Below are 23,762 nucleotides of genomic sequence, written 5' to 3' on the forward strand. Positions count from 1 at the left end.
TTACCTACTTACAAATAAAAAAACAACCTAAATTAGGTTGTTATTTCATCTCTGGAGCTTCGTCACCTTCATAAGTGTAGTGAAGATTGCCATTGTTGATCTCCTCTAATGCAATGCCAACGTATTTATCAGAAAAATGATCCTCGATTAAATACTTGTTTGTTTCTTGCATTTGACGCGCTCTACGCGCCGATAAAGTGACTAATGTGTATTTTGAATTAATATTTTTTAATAATGAATCAATAGATGGCTCTAACATTATTCATCACGCTCCAATGCTTTTTTATACTGAATAGCTACTCGTTCTCGTTTGCAGTGCTCGCTTCGAACAATCGATTGAATCGTTTGTACTGCTTTATCTACTCGATCATTCACTACAACGTAATCGTAATAGTCCATCATTTCAATTTCTTGCTTTGCGGCTGCTAAACGATTTCTTACCTTTTCTTCTGTTTCTGTCCCGCGATTTATAATACGGTCCTTTAACTCTTCAAAACTTGGTGGAATAAGGAAAACAAATACACCTTCCGGAAAGTTTTCCTTCACTTGTAAGGCGCCTTGCACTTCAATTTCTAGAAAAACGTCATTTCCGTTCTCCAATTGTTCTTGCACGTATTCTTTCGGCGTACCGTAATAATTACCTACATATTGTGCGTACTCTATCATTTTGCGTTCTTCTATCATTGCTTCAAACTCTTCTTTAGACTTAAAGAAGTAATCCACTCCATCAATTTCTCCTTCACGAGGGGAACGAGTAGTCATGGATATAGAATATTTCAAGTCTGTGTCTTTCTCAAATAGAGACTTACGAACCGTTCCTTTTCCTACACCAGATGGCCCTGATAAGATAAATAATATTCCTCTTTCTTCAATCACAATAAAAATCCTACCCTTCGTCTGACATGTCGTCATTGCTAATTACTCGACCACCAACTGTTTCTGGTTGCACAGCTGATAACACAACATGGTCACTATCTGTAATAATAACCGCTCTTGTACGACGTCCGTATGTAGCATCTACCAATTTATTATTGTCACGAGCAACTGTAATAATTCGTTTCACAGGTGCAGATTCCGGAGATACAATGGATATAATCCGATTTGCAGATACAACATTTCCAAATCCAATGTTGATTAAACGTAAGCTCAAAATGGCTCCTCCTTCATAATAACAAAACAAACAAATGATGATTCTAATACAATAATTATATGAAAAACTATAGACTAAACTCAATAATTATTCAACATTTTGTATCTGTTCTTTTATTTTTTCTGTTTCGCTTTTCAATTGAACAACCCATAAGCTTATCTCGGTATCATTCGATTTAGATCCAATTGTATTCATTTCACGTTGTATTTCTTGAACGATAAATTCTAGTTGGCGGCCAATAGGCTCTTTCACTTGTAATAACTCACAAAATTGTTCTAAGTGACTGAATAGACGGGTAAGTTCTTCCGTTATATCCCCTTTTTCAGCCATAAGTGCAATTTCTTGATACATGCGCGTTTCTTCTTCCAGTCCATTTACGTCCACATATTCTTCCATCCGTTTCAAAATGCGCTCACGTGTCATTTGAATAACAATTTTTCTCCTAGACATCATATCATATAATATGCTTCTTATGCGTTCAAGTCTTTGCTCTAAATCATTACACAACGCCTGTCCTTCTTTTTTTCGCATATCAGAAACATGTTGAAGTGCTATATCTAAATATTGTAATAACTCCCCCTCAAATGGTTCATAGTTTTCTTTCTCTTGGAGGGTCATCACTTCTGGCAATGTCGTTAAAGCGTCAATATTCACTTCTCCTTGTAATTTATACCGTTTCTTCGCATGTTCCAGTTGTGACATCCATTGATCAAGCAATGCCCAATCCATTTGTATTTGTTTAGAAAGGAAACCACTTCCTTCAAACGTTACATAAACGTCTACTTTTCCTCGTTGAATATATTGTTTAATCCGCTTATGTATCTCACCTTCTAAATACAATAGGGAACGAGGGATTTTCGTCGATATATCAAGAAAGCGGTGATTGACCGTTTTCACTTCTATCGTTATCATTGTATCTTCAATCGTTACTGTATGCCTGCCATATCCTGTCATGCTTTTCACGAATCATAACACACCTTTTCCACTAAATCGTTATCAATATGTCTATCCTATCACGAAACATGGTCATAACGCATCGTTAATACAGAAAAAGGACCCATATGAATAGGAGTCCTTCAACCAATTAAGACATCGGCATAAAAGCGAGATAAATAAAGAAAATAATCGCAAAAACATATAGCAAGCCGTGGACTTGTTTCCCTTTTCCACTTACAATCTTCATTAATGGATAGGAGATAAATCCGACAGCAATTCCTGTTGCAATACTACCTGATAGAGGCATAGCTAACAAGGTAGCATACGCTGGGAAAGCTTCATCAAACGTTTTCCAATCAATACGAGCCAGCCCCTCAATCATGTAACAGCCAACAATTATAAGTACTGGCGCTGTAATTGCTGGTGTACTCGCAACCATTTCGACTATAGGAGAGAAAAACATAGATAACGCGAACAGCATTGCTACGACTAAAGAAGTCAGGCCTGTTCTTCCACCTACAGCAACCCCTGTTGTCGACTCTACATAGGCAGTTGAAGGACTCGTTCCAAACATGGCACCAGTCGTTGTCGCAATCGCATCTGCCATTAATGCTGGCTTGGCTCTTGGTAGCTTCCCATCCTTCATAAAACCAGCTTGTTCTGCGACTCCTACCAACGTCCCTGTCGTATCAAAAATCGTCACTAACAAGAAAGAAAACACAACAATGTATAAACTGTTCGTAAACACGCCTACAATATCCATTTCAAAAAATACAGGTGTAGGTGGTAAGCTGACAAATCCTTCACTACTTCCCAAGCCAATTTGACCTGTAAAAAACGCTATTGCAGTCGTAATCATCATCCCGATAAATAGAGCACCTTTCACTTGTCGAGCTAATAAAATTAACGTAATTGCAAGTCCTGCTAGCGACAACTGTGCCATCGGATTAGACAAATCACCTAAGAAATTCGTCTCATTTGATTTATCTAGAATACCAGCCATTTCTAAACCGATAAAAGCGATAAATAAACCTATACCTGATGTAATACCGTATTTTAACGAAGCCGGAATAGCTTCAATTAATTTCTCACGGAAGCTCGTGAAACTCAATAATATAAATAACACACCAGCCATAAAAACTGTACCAAACACGATTTCATAGGACAACCCTTGTGTTGCTACAACAGAAGCAAAATAAGCATTTAACCCCATACCAGGTGCAATCGCAATTGGATAATTCGCGGCAAATGCCATGATAAGAGTACCTACTACCGCTGAAATAATCGTTGCCATAAATACTTGATCAAACGGAACACCAGCGGAACTTAAGATGGTAGGATTGACAATAATAATGTAGACCATCGCCAAAAAGGTTGTGAAGCCAGCCACTACCTCCGTACGAACGGTTGTATGATTCTCCGCTAATTGAAATCGTTTATGCAAAAAATTCATATTAAACACCACTATTCACGAATAATTATTAAGACCATGTTACATAATATTCGTTTTCAACCATGATTTCAATAGTTTTTTTATGTACATGTCATTTTTCAACGTAAATATCCATCTTCTAAGCAAGGATTTTCTTTATATGAAACATATCTCTCAATTCAAATCATTTTATTATGATGTACACTACCTTATGATAGTATGAGCTATTGGAACGTAAATCCCGTGAACTACTCCCACCACTTACCACCCTTACGTGCTGCTTGAAGTGGAGGATTCTTGGGTAATCGCCACTTTTGGTAGCCGACGAAATGGACCAAGCTAAACCTATTGTTCCAAGAGTTTATATTTTTATTAGGAACTTGCGAATAAGCGAATACCCTCTTTTTTTGATAGTGAGTGCTGAATTGTCTTTAGTAAATGCAAAAAAGCACTCCATTTCCGAAGTGCTTCTTGAAACGAGTTATCTTTTGGAATATCCCCATAATAAAGTTGGAATCGCACTCAGCCCTAATATACCAAGCCAATCTCGCGCTGCTAAATCTGTCGTGTGAAATGGTCCTTGTAGCGGTTCGTAGTAAATGACGATGAACAGCAGGACGACTGATGACAGTACAGCAGCAATTAAATAAAGGTTACCAAACGGATTACGGGCAAAAACCGAACGTTCGCTACGACAATCAAATACGTGAATTAACTGCGCCATCACAAGAGTAGAAAAGGCGACTGTTTGAGCATACACCAAACGTTCTGGATCTCCTTGATAAGCCATTATAAACGCGAGTAATGTGACGAGCCCTATCATAATGCCACGGGAAATAACTTTAAATCCTAACCCTCTTGAGAAAACACCTTCTCGTGCATTACGTGGCGGTGTCTTCATGACATCTCCCTCTGATTTGTCTAATCCTAATGCCATGGCAGGAAGGCCGTCTGTCACTAAATTCACCCAAAGAATTTGGACTGGAACTAATGGCAAAGGCAAAGCGAGCAGCATGGCAAATAACATGACGAGAATTTCTCCAACATTAGAAGCTAATAAATATCGGATAAATTTGCGGATATTTTCATAAATGTTACGTCCTTCATGAATCGCTGCTTTAATTGTAGCAAAATTATCATCTAATAAAACGAGTGAAGAAGATTCTTTGGCTACATCTGTTCCGCTTCGTCCCATCGCTATGCCAATGTCACTCGCTTTAATTGCGGGTGCATCATTAACGCCATCACCAGTCATTGCCACGACATGTCCTTTTCGCTGAAATGCTTTAACGATTTTCAATTTATGTTCTGGTGTCACCCTGGCAAATACATACACATCTTCTATTGCAGCAGCCAATTGTTCTTCATTCATGGCATTTAATTCATAGCCCTCCATCACTTTTCCATCTTCAGGTATTAATTGTAAATCACCCGCAATTGCTTCAGCCGTCTTAGCGTGATCACCTGTAATCATAACGGTTTTAATGCCTGCTTGTTTGCATTGTTCAATTGCCTCTTTTACTTCTTTTCGAGGTGGATCAATCATGCCAGTAAAACCGATGAAAACTAAGTCCTGCTCTAACTCCAAATCTGTGTACGTCTTGTCTTTTTTTAATGGCTTATAGCAAACGGCAATCGTTCTTAGTGCTTGCTCTGCCATATTATTTATGGAACGATTCATTCGTTGTTGGTCCTTATGCTTTAAAGGGACATACCCTGCTATATGTTTGCGATAAGATGACCTCGGTATTAACACGTCCGGTGCACCTTTAGTAATTACGAAACGTTGCTTATATTCATCTTCAATCACAACGCTCATCCGCTTTCTCGTCGAGTCAAAAGGAATTTCATAAATGACGTTAAATCGATTCAATTCATCGTCTGTAATCCCTGCTTTTCGTGCGGCAACGAGTAACGCACCTTCTGTCGGGTCACCATCAATCGTATAACGCCCTTGTTTATGAAGCAGTGTTGTATTGTTGCATAGAGCGCCGAATGTTAATAATTGCTGAATATCGTGTATATTAGCAGGTTGGACTTGGCTAGAGCCATCATAAAATGTCCCCTGCACATCATACCCTTCTCCTGTAACAGATAGGTGCTCATCCATCGTCCACAACTGCTTTACCGTCATCTCGTTTTCCGTCATCGTACCAGTTTTATCCGAACAAATGACCGTCGCACACCCTAATGTTTCTACTGCTGACAGTTTGCGGACAATGGCCTTCCGTTTAATCATGCGTTGAACACCTAGAGATAACGCAACGGTAACTATAGCAGGTAACCCTTCCGGAATAGCAGCCACCGCTAACGAAACACCGGCAAGGAACATATTGTACAGCGGATGGCCTTGATACACACCTAAAAACACGACGAAGGCTGTTAGAAGTAACGCCGTCACAATAAGCACTTTGCCAAGCTGCGCTAATTTACGCTCTAGTGGCGTTGGAACTCTTTCTGTATGTACGAGCAATGATGCAATTTGCCCCATCGCCGTATCCATTCCAGTTCCTACGACAATACCAGTACCACTTCCCCTTGTGACAAGGGTGCCACTAAAGGCCATATTATATTGATCCCCAAGTTCTACATCTTCATATAAAGGTTCGATTTTTTTGGCAACGGGAATGGATTCGCCTGTCAAGGAAGATTCCTCCACTTCTAATCCGTTGACGCGGACGAGTCGAACATCTGCACTTAATCGATCTCCCGTAGCCAGTTTCACAATGTCACCTGCTACTAATTCGGCAGAAGGTATTTTCCTCCACTCTCCCTCTCTTCGTACATGCGCTTGAGGGGCAGATAATTGTTTGAGCTTCGCTAATGACTTCTCTGCTTTTTGTTCTTGCATAAACCCTAGTACACCATTCATAATCACAATTGCCATAATTGCAATTGCATCCACATATTCCCCTAGCAAACCCGATACTAATGTAGCAGCTAGTAGTACTAATACCATGAAATCTTGAAACTGCCGAATAAATAACATGAGAAGGTTAGTTTGTTTTCCTTCTTCCAATACGTTAAAGCCGAACTGTTTCAACCGTTGTTGTACTTGCTTTTCCGTCAATCCTTCCTTCTCATCAACTGACAGCTTACGAGCAACATCTTCCGTATGATATTGATACCATTTCACAACGCATTCCTCCATGTGAGCAAGTCTTTTCTATATGTATTCAGACTCGTCCTTAAACATGCTATAATCGGAATAATGTGAGGTGATTGTTATGTCATTTGATGGCGTTGTCACTCGGGCTATCTCTCATGAATTACATGAGCAGATAACACCCGGACGAATTATGAAAATTTATCAACCAACGCAAACAGAACTAATTTTCACTGTGCGTAGTAAAGGACAGAATTACAGCTTGCTGTTATCTGCTCACCCTTCCTATGCACGCGTTCATTTGACAGAAGAGAAATTTAAAAATCCAAAGGAAGCTCCTATGTTTTGTATGTTGCTACGCAAACATTTAACAGGAGGATTCCTTGAAGCAATTGAGCAAGAAGAAATGGAAAGATTGATTCGCTTTCGCATACGTAGTAAAGATGAAATTGGCGATGAAACAACGAAAACATTAGTAATAGAAATAATGGGAAAGCATAGTAACATTATTTTGGTAGATGATGAAAGAGATAGGATATTAGATTGTATTAAGCACGTTTCCACAGCACACAATCGTCATCGTACCTTATTGCCCGGACATACTTACGTCCTACCACCGAATCAAGGAAAGGATAATCCTTTAACTATAGATGGGCAAACCCTTATTCGTAAATTAGATTTCAACAAAGGAAAGCTCGACAAACAAATCATGGACATTTGCCAAGGATTCTCCCCAATGATTGCGCATGAAATTGTTCACCGCGCTGGACTTGGTGCTATTGATCGGTATAAAGAAGCCTTTGAAGCAATGCAACAACGCATTTTACAAAATGACTACGAACCAACGATTTACACGGGGATAAAAGAACATTTTTACGTAGTAGATTTACAGTCGAAGGATGCCAAAAAAGAACCGTTCTCGACCGTTAATGAGATGCTAGAATGCTTTTATTCTGGTAAAGCGGAACGGGACAGAGTAAAACAGCGTGCCGGAGATTTAACTCGTTTCTTAAAAAATGAGCATAACAAAAATGTCCGTAAAATGAAAAAGCACCAAGAGACGTTAAAAAAGGCGGAAAAAGCGGAGTATTATCAAAAGCAAGGGGAGCTATTGACAGCACATATGCACTTAATTACAAAAGGCGACGAGAACGTTACGGTCATTGACTATTATGATCCAGAACAGCAACAAGTAACAATTGGTTTAAATCCGAATAAAACCCCAAGCGAAAATGCTCAAAGCTATTTCCAAATGTACAATAAATTAAAAAACTCGAAGCGGTATGTGCAACAAGAAATGAAAAAAGCTGAAGCGGAAATGAGCTACTTAGAGCAATTAATGCAACAAATTGAAACAGCTCGAGAAGAGGATATCGAAGAAATACGAGATGAATTACAAGAAGAAGGATATTTAAAGGCGAGAAACCAACAAAAGAAGAAAAAGAAAGCGCAAAAGCCACAACCTGACACGTATGTTTCATCTGACGGCACAACCGTTCTTGTAGGGAAAAATAATAAGCAAAACGAATATGTGACCAATCGACTTGCCCGCCGTGATGAAATATGGTTGCATACAAAAGACATTCCTGGTTCACACGTCGTCATTCGATCTGATGATCCTAGTGAAGAAACGTTACAAGAAGCAGCGATCCTTGCCGCATACTTTAGTAAATCACGGGCATCCTCCACCGTTCCAGTTGATTATACACGTATTCGACACGTTAAAAAACCAAGTGGAGCAAAACCCGGATTTGTAACGTATGATAACCAAAAAACGTTATTCGTTACTCCTGACGAACACTTTATCCAAACATTAAAAGAAAATACAAAAGTCGATTAACAAACAAACTGCACCTTCAAGGTTAATAAAAACCAGGGAAGGTGCAGTTTTTATATTAGTCATTTGAAGAAGAAAAGTGGGTAGAAAATGTCCTAGGATCTTGCTTGAAAGTAAGTAAATGTTCTACTTGTTCCTCCGATAAAGTTCCCTCTTCTTTCATGAAATGTAACAATTCAACGAAATTGGTTAGAGCGTGATACTTCACCTTTGCCTCTGCAAAAGCTTCTTCACTTTCCGCTAACTCATAAGAGAAGATGGCTACTACTTCCACTACTTCTACTCCAGCAGCTTGAAGAGCTCGTACACTGTTTAAAGAACTCTTTCCAGTAGAAATCAAATCCTCTACTACAATTGCTTTTTGGCCTTTCTGTACAGACCCTTCAATTTGGTTTTGTTTGCCATGCCCTTTTGCTTTATCACGAACATAAACCATTGGTAAAGCTAGCTTATCTGCAACCCATGCCGCATGAGGAATGCCAGCTGTTGCACAACCTGCAATGACGTCAACATCTGGATAGTTCTTTTTTATATATGTAGCAAATTGATCAGCAATTTGGTTGCGTAACGACACTTCACTCATCGTTAATCGATTATCACAATATATTGGGGATAAAATACCTGACGTCCATTTAAACGGCGTCACATCATTTACTTGTAATGCGCCTATTTGATATAGCGCTTTAGCTAATTGTTGTTTCGTTTCCATTGTTCCACGCTCCTTCAAATTGATGATACGCACGTACTGGATCTTCTGCCTTTGTAATCCCTCTACCAACTACAATTGCTGAAACCCCTTGCTCATTAGCTACAGTAGGTGTCGCAACACGTACTTGGTCTTGGTTGTGTTGATTTTCCATCCGAATTCCTGGGGTCACCGTATAAAAGTCAGTTCCACATATGTCATGAACCAAGCGTGATTCCCACACTGAACATACGACTCCATCTGCTCCTGCCTGCTTTGCGTTGTATGCATAATGCTTGACGACTTGCTCCATTTCTTCCTGAATAAGCAACTGTTCCGATAACATTTCATCATCTGTTGAAGTTAATTGAGTAACAGCTAACAACAGCGGCTTCTGCCCATTAATAGCTCCTTCTTGCAATCCTTTTTGCGCTGCTTCTATCATTCGTTTGCCACCAGCAGCATGAACATTCACAACATCGACACCTAAAGAAGCAAGGTTTTTCATGGCGCGCTCTACTGTATTCGGAATGTCATGAAGCTTTAAATCTAAAAATATTTTATAATTACGCTGTTTTAGTTGCTCAATGATGGATGGGCCTTCTTTATAAAACAGCTCCATCCCAACTTTTACTGCTACCTCTTCTATAGCAAGTTGATCTAAAAAGGATAACGCTTCTTCGCCACTTGGAAAATCTAATGCGATAAACATCGGTTTAGTTGCTAACATGATTCCAGCTCCTTCCGATACATGACTCTATTGAATCATAACCATACCGTTCCAACACCCCTGGTAATGCTTCTATGATCTCTGGACAAACAAATGGATTACGGAAATTAGCTGTTCCAACTGCTACTGCGCTTGCTCCTGCCAAAAGAAATTCCAACACATCTTCCGCATTTGTCACCCCGCCCATTCCGATAATAGGAATGTTCACTGCTTGGCTTACTTCGTGAATCATTCGAATCGCCACAGGCTTAATGGCTGGGCCTGATAAACCACCCGTCTTATTGGATAAAATCGGTTTCCCTGTCATCAAATCAAGACGCATTCCAACTAACGTATTGATCATTGATAAACCATCTGCCCCGGCTTCTTCTACCGCTTTGGCCATACCTACGATATTTGCTGTATTAGGCGATAACTTCACATAAACAGGTAAAGAACTAACCGCCTTTACTTGCTTCGTTAAAGAGGCTGCTAAGGTTGGATCAGTCCCAAATTGAATTCCACCTTCTTTAACATTTGGACAAGAGATATTTAACTCAAGAGCGTGAACATATGGAGATTGAGATAATTTCTCAGCCACAAACGCATATTCTTCCTCCGAACTCCCGGCCACGTTTGCAATTATTGGTGTTTCGAAATTCGCTAAATAAGGAAGCTCTTCTTCCATGATGCTGTCAACACCAGGATTTTGTAAGCCAATTGCATTCAGCATCCCGCTAGACGTTTCAGCGACTCTTGGAGTGGGGTTCCCGTATCTAGCAGTCTCTGTTGCCGCTTTAATCGTAATTGCTCCTAGCTTATTTAAATCGTAAAAAGCGCCATATTCTTTTCCAAAACCGAAACAACCTGATGCTGGTAAGATAGGATTCTTCATTGCTAAACCAGGTAAATTTACAGCTAACTTCATGTTAACACCACCTTATTTGCTTCAAACACAGGACCATCTTGACAAATTTTGCGGTACCCTTTTGGATCATGCGCATCTGTCGTCTTACACACACATGCGAAACATGCGCCCACTCCACAGCCCATCCGCTCTTCTAAGGAAACATGCCCTGGAATTGGTAACTGCTTTGTAACAGCTTGTAGCATCGGTGTTGGCCCGCATGTAAAGTAGTGATCCATATTAGGATAAAGTTCTTTCGTAATGTCGGTAACAAATCCTTTTGTACCGTAACTACCGTCATTTGTCGCAACATAACAATTGCCTAGGCTTTGAAACTTTTCTTCATAGAAAACGGCGGCTTTATGTTGAAAGCCGAGAACGGTTGTAATCTCATTTCCACGTTCTTGTAGTTTCTTACCTAAGTAATATAGTGGGGGTACTCCGACACCACCACCAATTAATAGAATCCGTTTGTTATGGATTGCTTCATACGGAAAACCATTCCCTAATGGTGCAAGCACGTTTATCATTTGACCCGGCTTTTGATTCGTAAGCCATTCGGTTCCTTGTCCAATGACCTTATAGACAATAGAAACAACATCATCTTCTACATTCGCGATGGAGAGCGGACGGCGGAGTACATGCTCCCAGCCGCCCCCTGTTTGCACATGTACAAATTGTCCTGGCGTCGTCATAGCTTCTACGCATGCGCCTTTTAGTTCAACTTCAAACGTTGCTTCTGCAATTTGTTTATTACTCATTACCGTTACTGCTTCCTGATGAATCATACGTGTTGCTCCTTTTTCTTTGGCATTGCCTTTGCTGTGAATGTCATCGACTCCATTACACGTAAAATTGCTTTTGCTGTATCTAATGCAGTTAAACAAGGAATACCATGCTCTACCGCTTCTCGTCGTATTCTAAATCCATCTGATCGAGACTGTTTTCCACCAGTCAATGTATTGATGACAAATTGAGCTTGTTCTTGTTTCACAACATCTAGCACGGTTTTACCTTCTGCGCCGATTTTCTCCACGATTTGAACTGGAAGACCTGCATGTAATAAAGCTGTTCCTGTACCACCTGTTGCATAGAGATCAAATCCTAATTGATAGAAACGTTGTGCAATCTCAAGCATTTCTTCTTTATCTTTATCCGCAACAGTTAACAGCACACTTCCAGCTGTTGGAATATGAATACCTGATGCTGTTAATCCTTTGTATAGCGCCTTTTCAATCGTTTTATCAGCACCGATTACTTCACCTGTTGATTTCATTTCTGGCCCTAAGTAAGTATCAACACTGCGCAATTTTTCGAAAGAGAAGACTGGTACTTTAATATATACATCCTCAGGCTCTGGTAAAATGCCATCTGTTAAGCCGAAATCTGTAAGTTTCTTCCCTAACATAACTTGGGTTGCAATGTTTGCCATTGTTACGCCGGTAATTTTACTTAGGAACGGAACTGTCCGACTAGCTCGCGGGTTTACTTCTAATACATACACGTTGTCTTGATGCAGTACAAATTGAATGTTAATTAGGCCGACGATACCGAGTTCCTTTGCAATTCTTACTGTATTCTCTACACATATATCTTTAAGACGTTGAGAGATGCGTTGCGTTGGATATACTGCAATGGAATCGCCCGAGTGAATTCCAGCACGTTCGATATGTTCCATAACTCCTGGAATGACAACCGTTTCTCCGTCACTAATGGCATCTACTTCTACTTCGATTCCTGTCATATAACGATCGATTAACACAGGATGCTCTTTGTGAATGCGAACAGCTTCATCCATATAGCGTTTTAAATCGGAGTAATCATACACAATTTCCATCGCTCTTCCTCCAAGTACGTAAGACGGACGCACAACTAATGGAAATCCTAGCGTTTCCGATGCGTGTATCGCTTCTTCCGTACTTGTGACACAAACCCCTTGTGGCTGTGGAATATTTAATTTGGATAACGTAGTTTCAAATTTATCTCGATCTTCTGCACGATCAATTGCTTCAAGTGGCGTGCCGAGAATTTCTACCCCTAATTTTGCTAAGCCATCCGCTAAATTAATGGCTGTTTGGCCACCAAACTGAACGATAACGCCTTTTGGTTTTTCTAAATCCACTACATGCATCACGTCTTCTAGTGTAAGTGGTTCGAAATAAAGCTTGTCAGAGATACTGAAATCTGTTGAAACCGTTTCTGGGTTGTTATTCATAATAATGGCTTCATAACCCGCTTCCTTTAAGGCAAGCACAGAATGAACGGTTGCATAATCAAATTCTACGCCTTGACCAATACGGATAGGTCCAGAACCTAATACGAGCACTTTTTCACGTGAAGAAACGGACGATTCATTTTCCTCTTCATACGTACTGTAGAAATAAGGGGTAGATGATGCAAACTCAGCTGCACACGTATCGACCATTTTATATACTGGTACTAAGCTATGCTTCATTCTAAAGGTGTAAATTTCTTCTTCTGTGCTTTTCCACACTCGAGCTAACGCTTGATCGGAGAATCCTTTTTCCTTCGCTTTTCTCATCAAATCTATGTCCCAAGGGTGATCACCTAATTGTTGCTCTAATTGCACGATGGCGTGTAGTTTCGTTAGGAAAAACAAATCGATTTTCGTCAGTTCATGTAATTGGTTGGTAGTGTACCCGCGACGAAACGCTTCACCAATAAGGAACATTCTTTCATCATCTGCTTTTTCTAAACGATGGTTTAGTACCTCTGTACTTAGTTCGGACGCCTCTTCTAAGAAAAATTCCTCTGCACTAATTTCTAATGAACGACCAGCTTTAAGCAATGATTCTTCAAACGTTCTTCCAATTGCCATTACTTCTCCCGTTGCTTTCATTTGTGTACCTAACACTCGATTGCCGTTTGTGAATTTATCAAACGGCCAACGTGGAATTTTGGAAACGACGTAGTCTAATGCTGGTTCAAAGCATGCATATGTCGTTCCTGTTACAGGGTTTTTCATTTCATCAAGGCTTAATCCGACTGCAATTTTAGCCGCAATCTTGGCAATTGGATAGCCTGTTGCTTTCGATGCTAATGCCGATGAACGACTAACACGTGGATTTACCTCAATGACGTAGTATTGGAAACTATGTGGATCTAGTGCTAATTGCACGTTACATCCGCCTTCTATCCCTAGGGAGCGAATAATTTTCAGTGATGCGTTACGTAGCATTTGATATTCACGATCACTTAACGTCTGACTAGGTGCTACAACGATTGAATCTCCCGTATGAATACCGACAGGGTCGACGTTTTCCATATTACATACAACGATGGCATGATCCCGTTTATCTCGCATCACTTCATATTCAATTTCTTTAAAACCAGCAATATTGCGTTCAATTAAACACTGATGGACTGGAGAAAGGCTTAACCCGTTGCTTGCAGTAGTACGAAGCTCTTCTTCGTTATAGCACATGCCACCACCAGCACCTCCCATCGTATACGCGGGACGAACAATGACTGGATAACCGATTTCATCTGCAAATGTCAAAGCTTCTTCTACCGTGTTAATGATTGTACTTTCTGGAACTGGTTCATTGATTTCATTCATCAATGTGCGAAACTTCTCTCTGTCTTCTGCATTTTGAATAGCATCAAGGGAACTACCAAGTAACTCTACACCGAACTCTTCTAATATTCCTCGTTTATCTAATTCTACTGCCATGTTTAAACCTGTTTGGCCTCCTAAAGTTGGCAGTAAAGCATCAGGCTTTTCTTTGCGAATAATTTTTGCAATAAATTCAACGGTTAATGGTTCCATATAGACTTCATCGGCAATTTGTTCGTCCGTCATAATGGTTGCTGGGTTCGAGTTGGCAAGAACGACTTTATACCCTTCTTCTTTTAAAGCCTGACACGCTTGTGTTCCTGAATAATCAAATTCTGCTGCTTGTCCGATGACAATGGGACCTGATCCGATAACTAGTATTTTATGAATATCTGTGCGTTTTGGCATTAAACTCTCTCCCTTTTCGTGTGCTGTTGAATCATCTGTATAAACGTATCAAATAGTTCATTAGAATCTTGGGGCCCTGGAGCACTCTCTGGGTGATACTGTACTGAAAATGCTGGGAAATGATTGTGCTTCAATCCTTCAATGCTGCCATCATTTAATGCGTACTGAGTAACAGTAAGAATGCGTTCATCAATAGTTGCCTCTTCGACTGCATACCCATGGTTTTGAGAAGTCATATATACTTTTCCTGTTTCAATATCTTTAACCGGATGATTAGAACCGCGGTGTCCAAATTTCATTTTCAGTGTATTTGCTCCACAAGCTAATGCAAATAATTGATGCCCTAAACAAATACCGAATAATGGAATTTTACCAAGCACACCTTTGATCATATCGACAGCCACAAGTACACTCTTCGGATCTCCAGGACCGTTTGATAGCATAATACCGTCTGGCTTTAATTGAATAATCTCCTCAGCAGTAATGTTGTATGGTACGACTGTTACATGACAATTTCTCCTTGTAAACTCTCGCAATATTCCGTGCTTCATTCCGAAATCAACAAGTACGATACGCTCCCCTCTACCTGGTACAACATAAGGCTTGATAGTAGATACACGTTTCACTTGATCTGTTGCGAGCTCACTTAATTGTAGTTCCTGTACTGCTGCTAAGGAGGATGCATCTGCAGCAGTCAATTTCGCCTTCATTGTCCCGTGCTGGCGGATTATTTTCGTTAACTTACGTGTATCTATACCACTAATTCCTGGTATCCCTTTCGCCTGCAAAAAGGTGTGCAACGATTCTTCAGAGCGAAAATTACTAGGAGTATGGCAAGCTTCTTTCACGACAATACCTTTGACAGAAGGATGAATCGTTTCAAAGTCTTCTCGATTAATACCGTAGTTTCCTACAAGAGGATATGTGAATGTAACAATTTGATCGCAATAGGATGGGTCAGACATAATTTCTTGATACCCTGTCATCCCTGTATTAAAGACTACCTCTCCAATCGATTCTTTCACACTTCCTAACGCTTCCCCTACAAATGTCGTGCCATCTTCTAAAATTAATTTACGCTTTGCCATGTTGCCCATCCCCTTCCCAAACAATTTCTCCTGCTACCATCGTCCATTTCGGTGCTCCTATTACATTCCAGCTGTGAAATGGAGTATTTTTTCCTTTTGAAACGAACGCATGACGATTAATTTCCGCTTGCTTCGTTACATCGAGTAAAACAAGGTCTGCTTTTCCCCCTACTTTTATTTCACCAGCGTTAATACCGAATACGCTTGCCGGTTTAATCGTCAACCAATCGAGTAATTGCTTTAAGCTACAAAATCCTGTTTTCACAAGGTGTGTATGAAGTAAGGAAAAAGCCGTTTCTAAACCGACAATTCCAAATGGTGCTCCTTCCATTGGTTGTTGCTTTTCTTCTTCTGTATGTGGTGCATGATCAGTAGCAATACAATCAATGGTGCCATCTAGTAGTCCTTGACATAATGCTTCTCTATCTTCCTTTGAGCGAAGTGGTGGATTCATTTTATACATGGCATCATTTTCAACAATGTCTTCTTCCGTTAATAATAAATGGTGCGGTGTCACTTCTGCTGTAACAGGAATACCAGCAGCTTTCGCATCTCGAATCACTCGTACGGACTCTTTTGTACTCACATGACAGACGTGGTAATGACACCCTGTTGCTTCTGCAAGTAGTACGTCTCGCGCAATTTGCACCGATTCACACACATTTGGAATACCTGGAATGCCTAGATTTTCGCTCACTTTCCCTTTATGCATGGCACCGCCATAAATCAAAGAATTATCTTCACAATGGGCTACAATGGAGGCATTCAGCGAAGCAGCTTGTTCCATTGCTTCATACATTACACTCGCTGTCTGTACCCCTACACCGTCATCTGTGAAAGCAACAGCCCCCATTTGTTGAAGTCGATCCATTGGTGTTAACTGTTTGCCAATTTGTCTTTCCGTAATAGAGGCATATGGTAGTACGTTTACAACTGCATTCTCCTTTATTAAGTCTAATACGAGCTGCATATTTTCTTCATTGTCAGGAACAGGTCGTGTATTAGGCATGGCACATACCGTTGTAAAACCTCCACGTGCAGCAGCTTGTGTTCCAGTTGCAATTGTTTCTTTATTCGTTGCACCTGGCTCTCGCAAATGAATGTGTACATCAACAAAACCTGGCGATAATAGTAGCCCTTCACAATCAATCGTTTCCTCTACTTCTTGCAATTCGGTATGGACGGATGCAATGACACCATTTTCAATCGTAATATGGCGCTCCACCATTTCCTCTCCTTCAAATAAGCGAACGTTTTTTAGTTGTTGTTTCATTTGATACTCCCCCTTTATGTAATAACATGTGAATGACCGCCATACGAATGAACACTCCGTTTTTCATTTGTTGAAAAATTCGCGATCGACTACATTCCACTAATTCATCTGCAATTTCAACTCCTCTGTTCACAGGTGCTGGATGCATGATAATACTTTTTTCTTTCATCTTCTTCTCTCGCTCTACTGTAAGACCATATTGTGTTAAATAATCGCTACCACCTAATTCCGCATCATGACGCTCATTTTGAATACGTAACAACATAAGCACATCACAAGTGGATACAGCTTCCCCCATGGACACATATGGAAATTGTAAGTTGTTATCTTGCCACTCACTTGGACCAGAAAAAGCAACATTTGCTCCAAGTCGTTGCAACGTTAACGCGTTCGAACGTGCTACTCGACTATGCCTTATATCACCAGCAATAACGACTTTTAAACCAGTAAACGTCCCAAATTCTTCATAAATGGTGTAGAGATCTAGCAAGCATTGGGTTGGATGCTCTCCCTTTCCGTCCCCTCCATTAATAATCGGAATTTGTATGTTTGTTTTTAAAGCTTCGAAATAATTATCTTCTGGGTGTCGGATTACTACTGCGGATGCACCAAGGGACTCTATTGTTCGAACCGTGTCATAAAGCGATTCACCTTTCTGTACACTCGAAGATTCTAATGTGAAATCAATCGTTTCATACCCTAACTTCTTCTCCGCTACTTCAAAGCTCAATTTCGTTCTTGTGCTTGGTTCAAAGAAAAGGTTAGCGATAAACCCTTGAGTATTGAACGGTATAGTTGTTGATTGTAATTCTTTCGCACTTTTTAAAATGTTGTAAATTTCTAGTTCGGTAACGTCGCTCATTTTTAACAAATGCTGCATATCGACCCCATCCTTCCATTTTGAGATAAAAGAAACCAGCACCCCTACTTACAGGAATGCTGGTTAATCGATGTGACCTGGGTATACTTTCTCCCCATGTGACATCAATCGACCTAACACCCTTGAAAGCCTCTCTGGACTTTATTAAAATGTGTTATCTCGACGTTATGCTGCTGATCCATCTTTATTTAATTCATCTTTTTTCTGAAACATGTTGCCATTACCTTGACCTTTATCTTGTCCTGGTAGCACCTGATTTAAGATGACCCCGATTAAAGCTGCAAGGGACATGCCAGTGATTTCTAAATTATCCCCTAATTGTATCGTCGCTCCGCCAATTCCAATGACTAGTATGACAGACGCAATAATTAAGTTACGTTTTTCCCCTAAATCTACTTCATTATCGACCATCATTCTCAAACCACTTGATGCGATAATTCCAAATAGTAGAATGGATACACCACCCATGACTGCAGAAGGAATGGCACTAATGACCTCTGTTACGATACCGATAAACCCGAAGAAGATGGCGATGACTGCCGCTCCTCCAACAACGAAGACGCTAAACACTCGCGTTATCGCTAACACACCAATATTCTCACCATATGTTGTATTTGGTGGGCCACCAAGCATGGATGCGATAATTGTTGCCACCCCGTCACCAGCAATGGAACGGTGTAAACCTGGTTGTTGTAAAAAGTTATTGCCGACTACTTTCGACAGTACCATTTGATCTCCGATATGTTCAGCAATCGTTACGAAAGCGACAGGTACTAATATCCATAACAGTTGTAAGCTGAACACTTCCATTGGTGCATACGTAACAAATGGGATAACGAACTCCGGCATTTCGAACACGGCTCCAAAAAATTCTCCGATACTACTTGCCGATGTAATCTCATTCCATTCTGCTTTTATACCAGAAGTATCTACAATACCTTGTGTTAGTGCCACGATATAGCCTGTGACAATTCCGAATAAAATGGGGATAATACTCATAAATCCTCTAAAGAAAATCGTTGCAATAATCGTTACCCCTAACGTGATCAATGCTACTGTTAAGTACGTAATCGAGTAATTTCCGTCTGCATCGTAAGTTGCCATATCAACTGCGGTCGACGCTAATCCTAAACCGATTACCATAATGACTGGCCCTACTACAATAGGTGGTAATATCTTAACAATCCAATTGAGACCTAACGCCTTAATCATCAAAGCGACAATCCCATATACGATTCCGGCAAAGAAACTTCCTATCATAGCTCCTTCTATTCCTGATACGTTCGTAGCTACAATAATAGGCGTTATAAACGCAAAGCTTGAACCTAAATACGCTGGTATTCTTCCCTTTGTGATTAGAAGGTAAGCAAGCGTTCCTAATCCACTTGATACTAACGCAACGGCTGGTGATAATCCTGTTAAAAAAGGTACTAAAATTGTTGAACCAAACATTGCAAATAAGTGCTGTAAACTTAATGTAATCCATTTATGCAAAGCGGGGACGTCTCGTACATCCATCACTCGTTCTTGTTGACTCATCTTTATTCCTCCTCGGTTTCTTTCCACAAAAAAACCTCCTTGCGAAAAGCTCGCAAGGAGGTATACGTATCCTTTATAAGATATACGTATGCTATTCTCCATCGCGACCTTTTCAGCCTCACTGGACTAATTTTAAAGGTCTTTTTTTTAAGGGTTATAAATACTTACTTGATCGTCTCCATCTGCTTCAACTAATTGAACCGCAATCACTTCTTCATGAGACGTTGGTACATTTTTCCCAACATAATCAGCACGTATCGGTAATTCACGATGACCTCGATCAATTAATACTGCCAATTGTATTTGGGAAGGCCTGCCAATATCCATCAATGCATCCATTGCTGCTCTTACTGTTCGGCCTGTATAAAGGACGTCATCAACGAGTATCACTTTCTTTTTATTTAAATCATTTTGTAAATTGGTACCGTTAATTTGAGGGTCTTCAATTCCATTTTGTTTCGTTAAATCGTCACGATATAGCGTAATATCAATTTCTCCAAACGGAATTTCAACCTTTTCAATTTCGGCAATTTTCTCCGCTAATCGCTTCGCTAGCGGAACACCACGCGTCTTAATACCAACTAGAATAAGTCCCTCTACTCCTTTGTTCTTCTCCAAAATTTCGTGGGCAATTCTTGTCAAAGCACGCCGTATTGCTGCATCATCTAGTACAATTGCTTTTTGTTCCAAAAGGACTCCCTCCTACTTTACGCCCCAAAAAAATCCCCTCTCGCTATTGGCAAGAGGGGATTTGGATGCAGATATACATACGTATAGTACTCTGCTCTTTTATCCGAATTCCTTCTTAGCCTCACAGGACTATGTTAAAGGGCTTAATGTTATTCTCTAATTAAGAATTATGACAGATTGTATGTTACACGTCAAGCTTTTTTCTCTAATTGCTGTAATGCCAATTGAAAACTTTCAGGTGCTTCACGGTCAAACGATAAACGCTCATTCGTAGTTGGATGGGTAAACGCAATGTGGCCAGCATGGAGTGCTTGTCCATTTAAATCTAGTGTTCTACGCGGTCCATATTTTGGGTCACCGGCTAGTGGATGATCAATATATTTCATATGAACCCTAATCTGGTGTGTTCTTCCTGTTTCTAATACGCATTCCACGAAACTAAATTGTTTGTATACATGTAACACACGAAAATGCGTTGTTGCCTCTTTTCCACCTTCCACAACGGCCATCTTTTGACGATCCTTCAAATCTCGTCCAATTGGTGCTTCAATCGTACCATATTCATGCGAAATTTCCCCATGAACAATAGCTATATATTTCCGGTCTACTGTTTTATTCACGAGTTGCTCCGCTAAAGAAGCGTGCGCTTTATCATTTTTGGCAACCATCAGCAATCCACTCGTATCCTTATCAATTCGATGGACAATTCCAGGGCGCATAACACCGTTTATGCCAGATAAATCCGTGCAGTGATACAGTAATGCGTGTACCAAAGTCCCGCTTTCATGGCCAGCAGAAGGATGTACGACCATACCTTTCGGCTTATTCACAACAATGACATCTTCATCTTCATACACAATATCTAACGGTATATTTTCTGGTTGTATTTCAAGTGGCTCAGGTTCAGGAATACTCCATTCAATATCATCACCGAGCTGACATTTATAGTTACTTTTTACAGATTGTCCATTCACCAATACATGTCCGTCTGTAATCCAAGACTGAACTTGTGAGCGTGATGTCTCTTCTAAATGCCCTGTTAACCATTTATCAAGTCGTGTGCCTTGCTCTTCTTGTGTAATGTTATACTGCTGTTCATTCATTTGTATTTAGCTTCCTTTCTTACCTTTCGTTCATCCATCAGCGTCGCTATAAAAACAAGCGCTACTCCGACGACAAGCGCGGCATCTGCAACATTAAATATTGGATAATTATAACTTCCTATATACGTATCAACAAAGTCCACTACTTCTTTACGAAAGAGGCGATCAATAAAGTTTCCAATAGCCCCTCCTAATAGTAAAGCAAGAGAAACTCCAAGCAATTTACTATTCTTCGCATATGTCTGCATATAATAAACAATACCAATGATCACAATTGTCGTGATTATATAGAAAAACATCATTCTTCCTTCTAATATTCCCCAAGCTGCTCCTGTATTTCGGTGGGATGTCAAATATAGAAATGGTTCTATAATCGGTATTTGTTCACCGATTTCCATTGTTTGTACAACTATCCATTTTGTGATTTGGTCTATAATCACAACCACAACTGCTATCATATAATACCACACAATCTTTCCTCCGATCATTCGTATATACTATCCTTTTGCATTTTATCATACATCATGTATTTATGCTTTATTTCAAGGTTTAATGAACGGCGTACTTTACATACCATAAAGCAAAGCCTATATTGCTACATAAAAAAAGCCTTCTCATCCTTTATAAAAAAAGAATAAGAAGGTCTTTTCATTATACAATGTCATCATGATAACATAAATGATTGCAATGGCTTACAAGTGCATTTCCCTTCGCCGTTATACATTACTTTCTGTCATTTGCTCCATACTCTCTTCTACTTCTTCATTAAACAATTCATCCCAGTCATCATTATGAATCATATCTAATTGTGCTTCTACCATCATCTTCAGACGGGTACGGAACACTTTAGCTTGTTTCTTCAATTCTTCCACTTCGATGGAGATTTGACGAGATTTAGAAAGCGACTCGTTAATAATACGATCAGCATTCTTCTCCGCTTCTTTCACAATAAGTTTCGCTTCTTTATTCGCATTTTCTTTTACATCTTCAGCCGTTTCTTGAGCTACTAAAATCGATTTATTTAACGTTTGCTCAATATTACTAAAGTGTCCTAATTTCTCTTCCATTTGTTCAACTTTGGCTTCTAAACCTTTTTTCTCACGTATGACCATTTCATAATCTTTAATAATTTGATCTAAAAATTCATTTACTTCATCTTCATCGTATCCACGAAAACCTCTAGTAAATTCTTTATTATGAATATCTAATGGTGTAAGTGCCACAGGGGCCACCTCCTTGAAGAGTTAAAATATGTGTATAATACTTTCTTGTTCAGTAATGGTTATTATTTGTTTCGACACCACTTGCGTTTTTCCTTCTATTCTTTAGCAATTATTTTAATATGGCTGTTGTAATTCGCCATTTATCTTTTTTCGTTTTTCCTTCTATATCTTTTATTTGACTTCTTCCTTTCCCACGTAAAGAAATCATATCATCTTTTTGCAACAAAAAGGCCGGATCTTCTACAATACGAAAGTTCACTTTAACGTAGCCTTTTTGAATATATTGAGAAGCCTTTTGTCTGGATAAATGATAGATTTCATTTAAGACAGTATCAAGACGTAAAGAGGAAACAGTACCATTTGTGTCAAGCCAATCTTCTTGTTTCGATACGATGCAATCAAGCGATTTTTCCTCAAACTGAATAGTTGCCTTTTTAATATTTGTTAAATTCATCATAACATATGGCGCTATTCCTTTGGCAACTACTATTTGAATTCGGTCTTCATGAACATACATATCTCCTGTTTTTTCTCGTTTCACGCCTAGAGACATACACGAGCCTAGAACATCTCGATGCTCAATAGTGACGAATTTATTAGGATAGGATGCTTCTAACAACACAAGCTCGTAGTCCTGCTCTTCAATCGTTTCATAATAAGGCGCAATGACGACTCGCTTTCGTTCCGCATTCTGCAGTCCACCGAACGCTTGCCATTGTATATCGTTGGCTTGACCTATAATGGATTGAATAATAAACAACTCCCGTGGATGCAGGAAATCCGTTAGCTTCGGCACATATCGTTGCTCTACCGCTTCACGCCAATGAATGACTTGATCAATAAACGCATGTTCTTCTTTACGAAAATGTTGATAAATTTCCACTTTCTTTCCCTCACTTCAAACAATTAAAAAAGGAGACCATTCATGATGATCACCTAGTAGAACAGACTAAATAAAAATGATCGTAAAGCCGATATACCTGCACTACTTGCAAAATTCAATACAAAAATCGCAACGATAGGGGAAAAATCAATCATTCCTAACGGAGGAATTACTTTACGAAATGGTTCTAAATACGGCTCGCAAATGGTCGTTAAAAATTGCCCAATGGAAGAATCACGCGCTCCTGGGAACCACGACATTAATATATATCCAATCAATGCGAAGAAATACAGTTGAAATAACAAGCCTATAATATCTAAAATCGTATTTATTACG

At 39.7% G+C, this 23,762-nt stretch carries 22 protein-coding genes; 1 reads left to right on the forward strand and 21 read right to left on the reverse strand.

The window, feature by feature from the left end; all coding sequences use genetic code 11:
* Positions 1-40 precede the first annotated feature (40 nt).
* The 6 genes from rpoZ to N784_RS03075 all read right to left on the reverse strand — a co-directional run bounded on the left by rpoZ (position 41) and on the right by N784_RS03075 (position 6,654).
* On the reverse strand, positions 41-262 hold the full coding sequence (gene rpoZ / locus N784_RS03050) for a DNA-directed RNA polymerase subunit omega (protein ID WP_084600104.1): 222 nt from the start codon (positions 260-262) through the stop codon (positions 41-43).
* Positions 259-876: a guanylate kinase gene (gene gmk, locus N784_RS03055; protein ID WP_036832097.1), complete on the reverse strand. Its 618-nt coding sequence runs from the start codon at positions 874-876 to the stop codon at positions 259-261. Before gmk ends, rpoZ begins: the two co-directional genes overlap by 4 nt.
* Before the next feature lie 10 nt (positions 877-886).
* Entirely contained in the window at positions 887-1,150 is a 264-nt protein-coding gene (gene remA, locus N784_RS03060) for an extracellular matrix/biofilm regulator RemA (protein ID WP_036832099.1), read from the reverse strand.
* Positions 1,151-1,237: 87 nt separating this feature from the next.
* A complete protein-coding gene (locus tag N784_RS03065) occupies positions 1,238-2,104 on the reverse strand; it encodes a YicC/YloC family endoribonuclease (protein WP_036832323.1) in 867 nt (288 codons plus the stop codon).
* A 130-nt stretch (positions 2,105-2,234) separates the two neighbouring features.
* A complete protein-coding gene (locus tag N784_RS03070) occupies positions 2,235-3,539 on the reverse strand; it encodes an NCS2 family permease (RefSeq protein WP_036832101.1) in 1,305 nt (434 codons plus the stop codon).
* Between the two features lie 460 nt (positions 3,540-3,999).
* A complete protein-coding gene (locus N784_RS03075; protein WP_036832103.1) occupies positions 4,000-6,654 on the reverse strand; it encodes a calcium-translocating P-type ATPase, SERCA-type in 2,655 nt (884 codons plus the stop codon).
* 91 nt (positions 6,655-6,745) lie between these two features.
* Here N784_RS03075 and N784_RS03080 point away from each other — a divergent pair, with 91 nt between their 5' ends.
* Positions 6,746-8,464 (forward strand): Rqc2 family fibronectin-binding protein, encoded by a 1,719-nt coding sequence (locus N784_RS03080; protein ID WP_036832106.1) that lies wholly within the window; start codon positions 6,746-6,748, stop codon positions 8,462-8,464.
* Positions 8,465-8,519: 55 nt separating this feature from the next.
* Here N784_RS03080 and pyrE read toward each other — a convergent pair whose 3' ends face one another.
* The 15 genes from pyrE to N784_RS03155 all read right to left on the reverse strand — a co-directional run bounded on the left by pyrE (position 8,520) and on the right by N784_RS03155 (position 23,758).
* Positions 8,520-9,170: an orotate phosphoribosyltransferase gene (gene pyrE / locus N784_RS03085; RefSeq protein WP_036832109.1), complete on the reverse strand. Its 651-nt coding sequence runs from the start codon at positions 9,168-9,170 to the stop codon at positions 8,520-8,522.
* The gene (gene pyrF / locus N784_RS03090; protein ID WP_052127101.1) at positions 9,145-9,876 is read right to left on the reverse strand and encodes an orotidine-5'-phosphate decarboxylase; all 732 of its coding nucleotides are present in this window, start codon (positions 9,874-9,876) and stop codon (positions 9,145-9,147) included. The genes pyrE and pyrF overlap by 26 nt, the downstream gene beginning before the upstream one ends.
* Positions 9,863-10,783 carry a dihydroorotate dehydrogenase gene (locus tag N784_RS03095; RefSeq protein WP_036832111.1) on the reverse strand — a complete coding sequence of 307 codons (921 nt, stop codon included), beginning with the start codon at positions 10,781-10,783 and terminating at the stop codon, positions 9,863-9,865. Before N784_RS03095 ends, pyrF begins: the two co-directional genes overlap by 14 nt.
* A complete protein-coding gene (locus N784_RS03100) occupies positions 10,780-11,550 on the reverse strand; it encodes a dihydroorotate dehydrogenase electron transfer subunit (RefSeq protein ID WP_036832113.1) in 771 nt (256 codons plus the stop codon). Before N784_RS03100 ends, N784_RS03095 begins: the two co-directional genes overlap by 4 nt.
* Complete coding sequence (gene carB, locus N784_RS03105) at positions 11,547-14,747, reverse strand: carbamoyl-phosphate synthase large subunit (protein WP_036832115.1); 3,201 nt, start codon at positions 14,745-14,747, stop codon at positions 11,547-11,549. The genes N784_RS03100 and carB overlap by 4 nt, the downstream gene beginning before the upstream one ends.
* The gene (locus N784_RS03110; protein WP_036832117.1) at positions 14,747-15,835 is read right to left on the reverse strand and encodes a carbamoyl phosphate synthase small subunit; all 1,089 of its coding nucleotides are present in this window, start codon (positions 15,833-15,835) and stop codon (positions 14,747-14,749) included. The genes carB and N784_RS03110 overlap by 1 nt, the downstream gene beginning before the upstream one ends.
* Positions 15,822-17,108 carry a dihydroorotase gene (locus N784_RS03115; protein WP_036832118.1) on the reverse strand — a complete coding sequence of 429 codons (1,287 nt, stop codon included), beginning with the start codon at positions 17,106-17,108 and terminating at the stop codon, positions 15,822-15,824. The genes N784_RS03110 and N784_RS03115 overlap by 14 nt, the downstream gene beginning before the upstream one ends.
* Positions 17,074-17,988 carry an aspartate carbamoyltransferase catalytic subunit gene (locus N784_RS03120; RefSeq protein WP_036832121.1) on the reverse strand — a complete coding sequence of 305 codons (915 nt, stop codon included), beginning with the start codon at positions 17,986-17,988 and terminating at the stop codon, positions 17,074-17,076. Before N784_RS03120 ends, N784_RS03115 begins: the two co-directional genes overlap by 35 nt.
* A 165-nt stretch (positions 17,989-18,153) precedes the next feature.
* Entirely contained in the window at positions 18,154-19,527 is a 1,374-nt protein-coding gene (locus N784_RS03125; protein WP_036832123.1) for a solute carrier family 23 protein, read from the reverse strand.
* Between the two features lie 147 nt (positions 19,528-19,674).
* Positions 19,675-20,217, reverse strand: coding sequence for a bifunctional pyr operon transcriptional regulator/uracil phosphoribosyltransferase PyrR (pyrR, locus tag N784_RS03130; protein WP_036832126.1), 543 nt, complete (start codon positions 20,215-20,217; stop codon positions 19,675-19,677).
* Positions 20,218-20,408: 191 nt separating this feature from the next.
* On the reverse strand, positions 20,409-21,320 hold the full coding sequence (locus N784_RS03135) for an RluA family pseudouridine synthase (protein WP_036832128.1): 912 nt from the start codon (positions 21,318-21,320) through the stop codon (positions 20,409-20,411).
* Positions 21,317-21,793: a signal peptidase II gene (lspA, locus tag N784_RS03140; protein ID WP_198134387.1), complete on the reverse strand. Its 477-nt coding sequence runs from the start codon at positions 21,791-21,793 to the stop codon at positions 21,317-21,319. Before lspA ends, N784_RS03135 begins: the two co-directional genes overlap by 4 nt.
* Before the next feature lie 243 nt (positions 21,794-22,036).
* Entirely contained in the window at positions 22,037-22,543 is a 507-nt protein-coding gene (locus N784_RS03145) for a DivIVA domain-containing protein (RefSeq protein ID WP_036832131.1), read from the reverse strand.
* Between the two features lie 109 nt (positions 22,544-22,652).
* Positions 22,653-23,426 carry a YlmH family RNA-binding protein gene (locus N784_RS03150; RefSeq protein ID WP_036832134.1) on the reverse strand — a complete coding sequence of 258 codons (774 nt, stop codon included), beginning with the start codon at positions 23,424-23,426 and terminating at the stop codon, positions 22,653-22,655.
* 53 nt (positions 23,427-23,479) lie between these two features.
* Positions 23,480-23,758 carry a YggT family protein gene (locus N784_RS03155; RefSeq protein WP_036832330.1) on the reverse strand — a complete coding sequence of 93 codons (279 nt, stop codon included), beginning with the start codon at positions 23,756-23,758 and terminating at the stop codon, positions 23,480-23,482.
* Positions 23,759-23,762 lie beyond the last annotated feature (4 nt).

The organism is Pontibacillus litoralis JSM 072002 (genome assembly GCF_000775615.1).
Lineage (GTDB): Bacteria > Bacillota > Bacilli > Bacillales > BH030062 > Pontibacillus > Pontibacillus litoralis.

What these genes read in the sequence shown, in the direction of transcription:
- pyrE (WP_036832109.1), bottom strand. Translation starts at nt 9,170, where the DNA reads ATGGAAACGAAACAACAATTAGCTAAAGCGCTATATCAAATAGGCGCA.
- N784_RS03100 (WP_036832113.1), bottom strand. Translation starts at nt 11,550, where the DNA reads ATGATTCATCAGGAAGCAGTAACGGTAATGAGTAATAAACAAATTGCA.
- N784_RS03070 (WP_036832101.1), bottom strand. Translation starts at nt 3,539, where the DNA reads ATGAATTTTTTGCATAAACGATTTCAATTAGCGGAGAATCATACAACC.
- N784_RS03120 (WP_036832121.1), bottom strand. Translation starts at nt 17,988, where the DNA reads ATGCAGCATTTGTTAAAAATGAGCGACGTTACCGAACTAGAAATTTAC.
- N784_RS03125 (WP_036832123.1), bottom strand. Translation starts at nt 19,527, where the DNA reads ATGAGTCAACAAGAACGAGTGATGGATGTACGAGACGTCCCCGCTTTG.
- pyrF (WP_052127101.1), bottom strand. Translation starts at nt 9,876, where the DNA reads ATGTTAGCAACTAAACCGATGTTTATCGCATTAGATTTTCCAAGTGGC.
- N784_RS03110 (WP_036832117.1), bottom strand. Translation starts at nt 15,835, where the DNA reads ATGGCAAAGCGTAAATTAATTTTAGAAGATGGCACGACATTTGTAGGG.
- carB (WP_036832115.1), bottom strand. Translation starts at nt 14,747, where the DNA reads ATGCCAAAACGCACAGATATTCATAAAATACTAGTTATCGGATCAGGT.
- N784_RS03115 (WP_036832118.1), bottom strand. Translation starts at nt 17,108, where the DNA reads ATGAAACAACAACTAAAAAACGTTCGCTTATTTGAAGGAGAGGAAATG.
- N784_RS03065 (WP_036832323.1), bottom strand. Translation starts at nt 2,104, where the DNA reads ATGACAGGATATGGCAGGCATACAGTAACGATTGAAGATACAATGATA.
- N784_RS03095 (WP_036832111.1), bottom strand. Translation starts at nt 10,783, where the DNA reads ATGAAGTTAGCTGTAAATTTACCTGGTTTAGCAATGAAGAATCCTATC.
- N784_RS03080 (WP_036832106.1), top strand. Translation starts at nt 6,746, where the DNA reads ATGTCATTTGATGGCGTTGTCACTCGGGCTATCTCTCATGAATTACAT.
- N784_RS03135 (WP_036832128.1), bottom strand. Translation starts at nt 21,320, where the DNA reads ATGAATGAACAGCAGTATAACATTACACAAGAAGAGCAAGGCACACGA.